Source organism: Actinoplanes nipponensis, from assembly GCF_016862275.1.
GTDB classification, from domain to species: Bacteria; Actinomycetota; Actinomycetes; order Mycobacteriales; family Micromonosporaceae; genus Actinoplanes; species Actinoplanes nipponensis.
This window is the reverse complement of sequence record NZ_BOMQ01000078.1, coordinates 42,084-50,850: the sequence shown is the minus strand read 5'-3', so window position 1 is coordinate 50,850 and position 8,767 is coordinate 42,084. Positions and strand designations below refer to the sequence as shown.

General features: G+C 71.8%; 7 protein-coding genes. 4 read left to right on the top strand and 3 right to left on the bottom strand.

Annotated features, from left to right (window positions below; translation table 11 throughout):
* A partial coding sequence (locus Ani05nite_RS32950; protein WP_203774854.1) for a PadR family transcriptional regulator occupies nucleotides 1-596 on the bottom strand: 596 nt, incomplete at its 3' end.
* A gap of 62 nt (nucleotides 597-658) precedes the next feature.
* On the opposite strand from Ani05nite_RS32950, the gene Ani05nite_RS32945 reads away from it, so the two are divergent.
* From Ani05nite_RS32945 to Ani05nite_RS32935, 3 genes are all read left to right on the top strand, one after another.
* Nucleotides 659-1,840 carry an FAD-dependent oxidoreductase gene (locus Ani05nite_RS32945; protein WP_203774853.1) on the top strand — a complete coding sequence of 394 codons (1,182 nt, stop codon included), beginning with the start codon at nucleotides 659-661 and terminating at the stop codon, nucleotides 1,838-1,840.
* Between the two features lie 85 nt (nucleotides 1,841-1,925).
* Nucleotides 1,926-3,443, top strand: coding sequence for a GGDEF domain-containing protein (locus Ani05nite_RS32940; protein ID WP_203774852.1), 1,518 nt, complete (start codon nucleotides 1,926-1,928; stop codon nucleotides 3,441-3,443).
* Nucleotides 3,444-3,537: 94 nt separating this feature from the next.
* Nucleotides 3,538-4,656 carry a sugar ABC transporter substrate-binding protein gene (locus tag Ani05nite_RS32935; protein ID WP_203774850.1) on the top strand — a complete coding sequence of 373 codons (1,119 nt, stop codon included), beginning with the start codon at nucleotides 3,538-3,540 and terminating at the stop codon, nucleotides 4,654-4,656.
* Here the strand turns inward: Ani05nite_RS32935 and Ani05nite_RS32930 are convergent.
* Both Ani05nite_RS32930 and Ani05nite_RS32925 read right to left on the bottom strand, forming a co-directional pair.
* The gene (locus Ani05nite_RS32930) at nucleotides 4,649-5,305 is read right to left on the bottom strand and encodes a Pr6Pr family membrane protein (protein WP_239130874.1); all 657 of its coding nucleotides are present in this window, start codon (nucleotides 5,303-5,305) and stop codon (nucleotides 4,649-4,651) included. The genes Ani05nite_RS32935 and Ani05nite_RS32930 overlap by 8 nt on opposite strands.
* Before the next feature lie 61 nt (nucleotides 5,306-5,366).
* Entirely contained in the window at nucleotides 5,367-6,905 is a 1,539-nt protein-coding gene (locus Ani05nite_RS32925; RefSeq protein ID WP_203774846.1) for a M4 family metallopeptidase, read from the bottom strand.
* Nucleotides 6,906-7,064: 159 nt separating this feature from the next.
* Between Ani05nite_RS32925 and icmA the strand changes: the two genes are divergently transcribed.
* The gene (gene icmA, locus Ani05nite_RS32920) at nucleotides 7,065-8,738 is read left to right on the top strand and encodes a coenzyme B12-dependent isobutyryl-CoA mutase large subunit (RefSeq protein ID WP_203774844.1); all 1,674 of its coding nucleotides are present in this window, start codon (nucleotides 7,065-7,067) and stop codon (nucleotides 8,736-8,738) included.
* The last annotated feature ends 29 nt before the right edge of the window (nucleotides 8,739-8,767 follow it).

Here is an 8,767-nt window from a genome sequence, read left to right as displayed (position 1 = left end):
TAGCCGAAGTCGGCGAGCGTCTCCGCGATCAGGTTCTCATCCCAGCTGAGCCGTCCGGTGTGCAGGTCGTCGACCAGCGCCCGCAGCCAGCCCAGCTCGGCGCGCAGCAGGGTGGCGCGGTACTCGTCCTCGATCAGGAAGAGCCGGGGCAGGCCGGGCGGCGCCTGCTGTTCGAGCTGCGTCACCTTCCCGGCCAGCGCCTCGATCCGGCGTTCCAGCAGGGTGGCCGCCTCGGCCGGGTCGAGGATGGGCAGGAAGGCCAGCGCGACCGGGAACTCGGGGAACTCCCGGGCCGGCGCCGGCAGCATCGCGGTCAGCCAGCGGCGCAGGGTCGCCTCGCCGGCCGCGGTGATCTCGTAGACGGTCCGCTCGGGCCTTCCGGCCTCGCGCGCCGTGCCGCCGGGCCGGGCCAGCCCGTCCCGGACCAGCCGGTCCAGCGCCTGGTAGACGCTGTTGCGCTGGGCCACGTTGACCAGCTGGTCCTGCCCGCGGTCCTTGATCATCTGCTGCATCCGGTACGGGTGCATGGGTGCCTCGAGCAGCAGGGCCAGCAGCACCATCGCCAGCGTGGACCGGCGCGGCTCCGCAGACGTCATGGGCCCAGCCTAGGGGTTTCCCGGGGTTGCCTCACGCTAGTCATAAGATGCATATTCATTCTATGACTAAGACAGCCGTGGTCGCGGGTGGCGGCATCGCCGGCGCCGTCGCCGCCCTCGCCCTGCACGACGCCGGGTTCGCCCCGGCCATCCACGAAGCCCGCGACGCCGGGGCCGACGAGCGCGGCGCGTTCGTCACCGTCGCCGTGAACGGCCTGGCCGCCCTCCGCACGCTCGGCCTCGACCCGGCCCGGATCTTCGCCGCCGGCTTCCCGACGCCCACCCTGGACCTGCGCAACGCCGCGGGCCGCCGGCTGGCCCGGCTGCCCCTGGGCGGCCCCGACCCGGACGGCATCACCACCACGACGATCCGCCGCGCCGACCTCTACCGGGCCCTGCGCGCCGAGGTCGAGCGGCGTGGCATCCCGCTCGCGTACGGCAAGCGGCTCACCGGCCGCACCTGCTCGCCGACCGGCGTGACCGCCCATTTCGCCGACGGCACCACCGCGGGCGGCGACCTGCTGGTCGGCGCGGACGGCCTGCACTCGCGGACCCGGGCGGCCCTGGACCCGGCCGCGCCCGCCCCCCGTTACCTGGGCCTGCTCAACGCCGGTGGCTTCACGGCCGGCCCGGTCGGCGCGGCGCTGCGGCCCGAGCCCGGCGTCATGCAGATGGCGTTCGGGCGGCGGGCGTTCTTCGGCTGGGTCGCGGCCCCCGGCGACTCGGTGTGGTGGTTCGCCAACCCGCCGCGCCGCCGGCCCGTCGAGCCGGAGGAGTTCACCCCGGCCGGCTGGCGGGCGGAGCTGCTGGAGCTGTTCGCCGGCGACGCGGCGCCGGCGGCCGCGCTGATCCGGGCCAGCGCGGAGATCGTCGGCCCGTGGAACACCTGGGACCTGCCCCGGGTGCCGGTCTGGCGGGACGACCGCACGATCCTCATCGGCGACGCCGCGCACGCCGTCTCGCCGTCCTCGGGACAGGGCGCGTCGATGGCGATCGAGGACGCGGTGACGCTGGGCCGCTGCCTGCGGGCCCGCTCGGACGTGGCGGCCGCGCTGGCCGACTACGAGCAGCTGCGCCGCGACCGGGTGGAAAAGGTGGTCGCGTACGGGCGGCGCAGCGGCAGCACCAAGACGGCGGGGCGGGTCGGCGCGCTCGTCCGGGACGCGCTGATGCCGCCGGCCCTGCGCCTGCTGCACCGCAAGGGCGATCCGGCGGCCTGGATCCTCGACCACCGGATCGGCTGAAACCCTCATCCGCGCCGCCGCTGTGCCGACAAACCGTTGAGCCGTACCGGCTGGCCCACGGTAAGGACCGACGAGTGAGGTGATCATGCACCGGCGGAACGCACGTCCGGGGCTGCGCGCCGACCCGCTGGCCGTGGCGTTGATCCTGCTCGCGCTGACCGCGGTCGTCGGCTTCGGCCTGCGGCGGGCCGGCACGGGCCCCCAGGTGCTGGTTTTCTGGCTGCTCATGACCGCGGTGCACGTCAGCTTCGCGGTGACCTCGGGGCAGCTGGCCCGGATCGGGGCGCCGGCCGCCCGGCGGCTCTGGCGGTACTTCGCCGCGGGCGGCGCCGCCTTCGTCGTCGGCGACCTGGCCCAGCTCGTCGCGGTGGTCCGGGCCCCGCTGGCGCCCGAGTCGCTGGTCGGCACGGAACTGCAGTACGGCTCCGTCGCGGTGGGGATGGTGCTGCTGGTCGCCGGCCTGCTCCGGTACCCGCTGGGGGAGATGACCGAGAGCGCGCGGGCCCGGCTGCGCCTCGACGCGGCCACGGTGCTGGCCGCGGCCACCACGTTCGGCCTCTGGCTGGTCGAGGCGCCGGCCGGGCCGCACGACGCGGGCTGGGCCCTCGGCCTGGTCGCGGCCCTGCTGGTGATGCCCGGGGTCTTCCTGGTGGCGATCTTCGCGGTGCTGCGGCTGCTGCTCAGCGGGCGGGCCCCGTTCACCCGGATGTGCGGGATCGCCGGTGGCGTCGCGGCGGTCCTGCAGACCGTGCTCCAGTCGGTGCCCGGCTCGGTCTATCTGACCTGGCGGTACACCCCCTGGCTGCTGGCGGCCAACGTGGTCGCCAGCACGCTCGTCGCCCTGGTGGCCCGGGCCCAGCAGCGCGGCGCGCAGCACGCGGCGCAGCCCGCCGGGCGGGAGGTGGACCGGCCCTACAGCGTGCTGCCGTACGCCGGGATGGCCGCCGTGTGGGCCCTGACCGTGGCCGTGCTCCTGACCCGCGGGCTGGACGCGCGTTCGTGGGTGGTGGGCAGCGGCGCGATGGTGACCACCGGGCTGGTCATCGGGCGCCAGCTCAACGCGTTCCGGCACATCACCGAGCTGCTGCGCGAGCGTGACCAGCTCACCGCCCGGCTCACCGAGCTGGCCTACCACGACGCGCTCACCGGCCTGGCCAACCGCGGGCTGTTCATGCGCCGGCTGCACGAGGGGCTCGCGGCCGGGCCGGTGACGGTGTTCCTCATCGATCTCGACGACTTCAAGCCGGTCAACGACGTCTTCGGGCACGCGACCGGCGACCAGCTGCTGATCGAGGTGGCCCGCCGGCTGCGCGCCGGGGTCCGCGCCGGGGACACCGTCGCCCGGCTGGGCGGTGACGAGTTCGCCGTCCTGATGCCCGGGCTGTCGGCCGGCCGGGGCGCCGAGGTGGTGCGGGCGCTGGCCGACGGCCTGCTGGGCACCGTCCGGATCGGCGCCGCCGAAGTGCCGCTGCGGGCCAGCGTCGGCATGGCGGCCGGCCGGCACGGCGAGCACGATCCGGACAGCCTGCTGCACGCCGCCGACATGGCCATGTACGCGGTCAAGGAGGCCCGCCGCGAGCCGGCCACCAGTGACTTTCGGTAGTGCGGCGCATCCATTCAGTTGTGCTGTGGATCAGCGGGTTACGCAGCGCGGATGCCTGGTAACCTTGCCGCCCTCTGCCCGGGAGGAAGTCCTGATGCGTACGAAGATGTTCGCTGTGGTTGCGGTGGGAGTGCTCACCCTCGGTGCGGCCGCCGGCTGCACCGACGACGACGGTGCCACCGACAGCGCCGGCGGCGGCAACACCCGGGCCGGCACAGGCGGCGGCAAGGTCGGCGTGATCCTGCCCGACACGAAGTCCTCGCAGCGCTGGGGCACCGACGACCCGAAGCTGCTGAAGGCGGCCTTCGACGCGGCCGACGTGCCGGTGGACATCCAGAACGCCCAGGGCGACAAGGTGAAGTTCGGGCAGATCGCCGATGGCATGATCGCCAGCGGGGTGAAGGTCCTGATCACCGTCAACCTGGACTCCGGCACCGGCAAGACCGTGCTCAACAAGGCCAAGGCCGCCGGCGTCAAGACGATCGACTACGACCGGCTGACCCTCAACGGCGGCGCCGACTACTACGTCAGCTTCGACAACGTCGCGGTCGGCAAGCTCCAGGGCGAGGGCCTGGTCAAGTGCCTCGCCGCCAAGAAGGCCGAGCTGCCGCTGGTGGCCGACCTCAACGGCTCGCCGACGGACAACAACGCGAGCGAGTTCAAGAGCGGCTACGACGCGGTCCTGCAGGAGAAGTACGACGACGGCAGCTACCTCAAGGGCCCGGACCAGTCGGTCGCCGACTGGGACAACGACGAGGCCGGCACCGTCTTCAAGGAGATGTGGGAGCAGACCAACGAGCAGATCGACGGGGTGCTGGCCGCCAACGACGGCCTGGCCAACGCGGCGATCGAGATCCTCAAGAAGGACAAGCGGAACGGCGACATCCCGGTGACCGGGCAGGACGCCACGGTCCAGGGCCTGCAGAACATCCTCGCCGGTGACCAGTGCATGACGGTCTACAAGCGGATCAAGCTCGAGGCCGACGCCGCGGCCGAACTGGCCATCAAGCTGTACAAGGGCCAGAAGCCGGTGGTGGAGGGCCGCGGGGTCAAGGACCCCGAGTCGGGCTCCTACGTCCCGGCCAAGCTGCTGCCGCCGACGGCCATCGACAAGACCAACGTCAACCTGGTCATCAAGGACGGGTTCGCCGAGAAGAAGGCGGTCTGCGCGGGTCGTTTCGCCGCGCTGTGCAAGGAGAACGGCATCAAGTAACTGGGCTCTCCCCGGTTACCTGCTCCGCGGTCACCTGCTCCGCGGCGCGGCGCCGGCGGAGCAGCCGGCCGCCCCAGCGGTCGATCGCCACGAAGAGCAGCCCGAGGATCCAGAACGCGACCGCGAAGCCGGCCGCGCTGATCGAGACGCCGTCGTAGCCGAGGTCGTTCACGTCGATGAACGGATACGGGTACCGGTCCACGATCAGCCCCCGGATCAGCGCGAACGCCAGGTAGCCGAGCGGGAAGGCCAGCCAGTAGAGCGCGTGGCGCCAGCGGAACCGGCCCCGCTCGTCGAACAGCAGCCAGTCCAGCACCGCCAGCAGCGGCACCACGGTGTGCAGGAGCTGGTTGCCGATCGCCTCCGGCAGGTCCCGCTGCGCCTCCGTGACGGCGAAGCCGCTGGCCGGATTGGTGAGCACCAGGTGGTAGACCAGGCCGGTGATCGCGACGTAGAGGGTGACCGCGCCCTTGAGCGCCGGCGGGGTGGCCCGGCCCCGGAACGCCGCCCAGGCCGCGAAGACGCCGTACGCGACGTTGCTCTGGATGGTGAAGAACGGCAGCAGGCCGGTGACGGTGGCCGGTCCGGCGGCGGTGAGCACGACGCCCGCGACGACCGCGGCCACGGCGAGGAGCCGAATGATCTTCATGGCGACAAGGTAATGCCCGGCGGCGCTGCTCGCGCCGCCGGGCATCGACTCGGTGCTCGGATCAGCAGGCCGCGTCCGTGCCGGTCACGTTGACCGCGGTCCAGGCCTTCTGCACGGCCTTGTACTCGGTGCCGCACTTGCCGTAGAGGTCGGTCGCCGCGGAGAGGGTGTAGCCGCGGGCGGCCTTGTAGTTGGTGCTGGAGGTGAAGTAGGTGGTCAGCGCCCGGTACCAGATGGCGGCGGCCTTGGTGCGGCCGATGCCGGTCACCGCGGTGGCCGACCCGCACAGCGGCGAGGTGCCGTACGCGGTCGCGCCGCTGCCCTCGGCCAGGTTGAAGAAGAAGTGGTTGCCGACGCCGGAGGAGTAGTGCACGTCGACGTTCTTCGTGGTGCTCGACCAGCAGCCGATGCCCTTGCCGTCCAGCGTGGGGTTGTACATGTAACGCAGCGGCTTGCCGTTGCCGCTGATGTTGATCTTCTCGCCGATCAGGTAGTCGCCGGCGTCGGCGGAGTTGGCCGCCGAGAACTCGACCATCGTGCCGAAGATGTCGCTGGTGGCCTCGTTCAGGCCGCCGGACTCACCGGAGTAGGTCAGGTTGGCGGTGCGCTCGGTGACGCCGTGCGACATCTCGTGGCCGGCCACGTCCAGCGAGACCAGCGGGCGGGTGTTGCCGCTGCCGTCGCCGTAGGTCATCGACGAGCCGTCCCAGAACGCGTTCACGTACGCGCTGCCGTAGTGCACCCGCGACGGCACGCCGGTGCCGTTGTTGAAGATGCCCTTCCGGCCGAACGTGGTGTTGTAGTAGTCGTACGTCTTGGCCGCGCCGTAGTGCGCGTCCACCGCAGCCGACTGCCGGTTGGAGGTGGCGCCGGTGCCCCACACGTTGTCCGCGTCGGTGAACAGCGTGCACGTGCCCGAGGTCTTGTTGTTCATGTCGCAGGTGGTGCCGTTGCCGTGCGCCGCGTCCTTGAGGCTGTAGCTCGACGTGGAGACCTGCGTCGTGTTGATCGACACGGTGCCCGAGTAGACGCTGTTGCCGGTGGCGGTCTCGACGGTGTCCCAGGAGCTGAGCACCGCGCCGGTGTTCGCGTCGGTGACCACGTGCAGCTTGGACGGCGTCTGCCCGTCCGCGCCGAAGCCCTCGACCACGGTCTCGTAGGCCAGCGTGCCGGCGCCGGCGGTGGCGTCGACGACCAGCTCCGGCGTGCCCACGGCGGCGACGGTGCCGGTGAAGTGGGCCCGCGCGGCCGCGCCGGCGGTGGCGGCGGTGCGCTTCGGGGTGGTGCTCAGGGTCAGCGGCGCGCCGAGGCCGACGGAGGCCTGGCGGAAGGCGCCGTCCTTGGTGCCGTGCAGCACCACGTCGCCACCCAGCACCCGCAGGCCCTCGTACGTGCGGGTGTAGCGGACGTGGCTCGTACCGTCGGCGTCCCGGGCCGTCGCCTTGACGGCGAAGGCGTCCCCGGCGGCGGCCTTGAGGGCCGCGCGGTGCGCGGAGGGGGAGAGCGGGTCCGGCGCGGCCGCGGCCGAGGTGGCGCCGAAGCCCGCCAGCAGGCCGCCCATGAGCAGGGCGGAGCCGACAGCAGCGAGGGATCGTTTCACGGGGACTCCTGAACGGTGGGGGACCGTGGCGGTAGCCACACAGGTAGATCTACCGATTCACGAGCATTCTGTGAACATGCCGAATTCGTCATAGCTTCCGTGAGAGAAGATCCCCCGGGCCCTTAGCGATCGTTCAGCTCTGGGCCTACGATGAGCGCCATGGACGCAGCCGACATCGCCGCCGGCCGGGAGCGCTGGCAGCAGCGCTACGACGCCGCCCGCAAGCGGGACGCAGACTTCACCACGCTGTCCGGGATGCCCGTCGAGCCCGTGTACGGGCCCGCCGAGGGCGACAGCTACGCCGGTTTCGACCGGATCAGCTGGCCGGGCGAGTTCCCGTACACCCGGGGTCTCTACCCCACCGGGTACCGCGGCCGCACCTGGACCATCCGCCAGTTCGCGGGGTTCGGCAACGCGCGGCAGACCAACGAGCGGTACAAGATGATCCTCGCCGCCGGCGGTGGCGGCCTGAGCGTGGCCTTCGACATGCCGACGCTGATGGGCCGCGACTCCGACGAGCCGGAATCGCTGGGCGAGGTCGGCCACTGCGGGGTCGCGATCGACTCGGCCGCCGACATGGAGGTGCTGTTCGACGGCATCGACCTGCAGCGCACCACCACCAGCATGACCATCTCCGGCCCGGCGGTGCCGATCTTCGTGATGTACCTGGTCGCCGCCGAGCGGCAGGGCGCCGACATCGGCAAGCTCGACGGCACCCTGCAGACCGACATCTTCAAGGAGTACATCGCGCAGAAGGAGTGGCTGTTCGCCCCCGAGCCGCACCTGCGCCTGATCGGCGACCTGATGGAGTACTGCGCCGCCGAGATCCCGAAATACAAGCCGCTCAGCGTCTCCGGCTACCACATCCGTGAGGCCGGCTCGACCGCCGCGCAGGAGCTGGCGTACACGCTGGCCGACGGCTTCGGCTACGTCGAGCTGGGGCTGTCGCGCGGGCTGGACGTGGACACCTTCGCGCCCGGGCTGAGCTTCTTCTTCGACGCGCACGTCGACTTCTTCGAGGAGATCGCCAAGTTCCGCGCGGCCCGCCGGATCTGGGCCCGGCACCTGCGCGACGAGTACGGCGCGACCAGCGAGAAGGCCCTCTGGCTCAAGTTCCACACGCAGACCGCGGGGGTCTCGCTGACCGCCCAGCAGCCGGTCAACAACGTGGTGCGCACCGCGGTCGAGGCGCTGGCCGCGGTCCTCGGCGGCACCAACTCGCTGCACACCAACGCCCTCGACGAGACCCTGGCCCTGCCCACCGACGAGTCCGCCGAGATCGCCCTGCGCACCCAGCAGGTGCTGATGGAGGAGACCGGGGTGACCAACGTGGCGGACCCGCTCGGCGGTTCCTGGTACGTCGAGGCGCTCACCGACCGCATCGAGGCCGAGGCGGAGGAGATCTTCGCCCGCATCCGCGAGCTCGGCGAGGACGGCAGCATGACCGCGGGCATCCTGCGCGGCATCGAGGACGGCTGGTTCACCAGCCACATCGCCGAGGCGGCGTTCGTCTACCAGCAGGCCCTGGAGAAGGGCGAGAAGCGGATCGTCGGCGTCAACGTGCACACCGGCACGGTGGCCAAGGACCTGGAGATCCTCCGGGTCTCCCACGAGGTCGAGATCGAACAGAAGCGCGAGCTGGCCGCGCGCAAGGCCGGGCGTGATCCGGTACGGACGCAGCGCGCGCTCGACCGGCTCGTGGAGGTCTCCCGGACGAAGGAGAACATGATCCCCGCGATGCTCGACGCGGCGCGCGCGGAGGCCACCCTGGGCGAGATCTGCGCGGCGCTCAAGGGCGAGTGGGGCAGCTACCGGGAACCGGCCCGCTTCTAGGCCCTTGGTGATCGGACGGAGCGGCTGTG

Excerpts from the sequence above, each read along its gene's own strand:
- Ani05nite_RS32945 (WP_203774853.1), top strand. The coding sequence starts at position 659 with ATGACTAAGACAGCCGTGGTCGCGGGTGGCGGCATCGCCGGCGCCGTC.
- Ani05nite_RS32940 (WP_203774852.1), top strand. The coding sequence starts at position 1,926 with ATGCACCGGCGGAACGCACGTCCGGGGCTGCGCGCCGACCCGCTGGCC.
- Ani05nite_RS32935 (WP_203774850.1), top strand. The coding sequence starts at position 3,538 with ATGCGTACGAAGATGTTCGCTGTGGTTGCGGTGGGAGTGCTCACCCTC.
- Ani05nite_RS32930 (WP_239130874.1), bottom strand. The coding sequence starts at position 5,305 with ATGAAGATCATTCGGCTCCTCGCCGTGGCCGCGGTCGTCGCGGGCGTC.
- icmA (WP_203774844.1), top strand. The coding sequence starts at position 7,065 with ATGGACGCAGCCGACATCGCCGCCGGCCGGGAGCGCTGGCAGCAGCGC.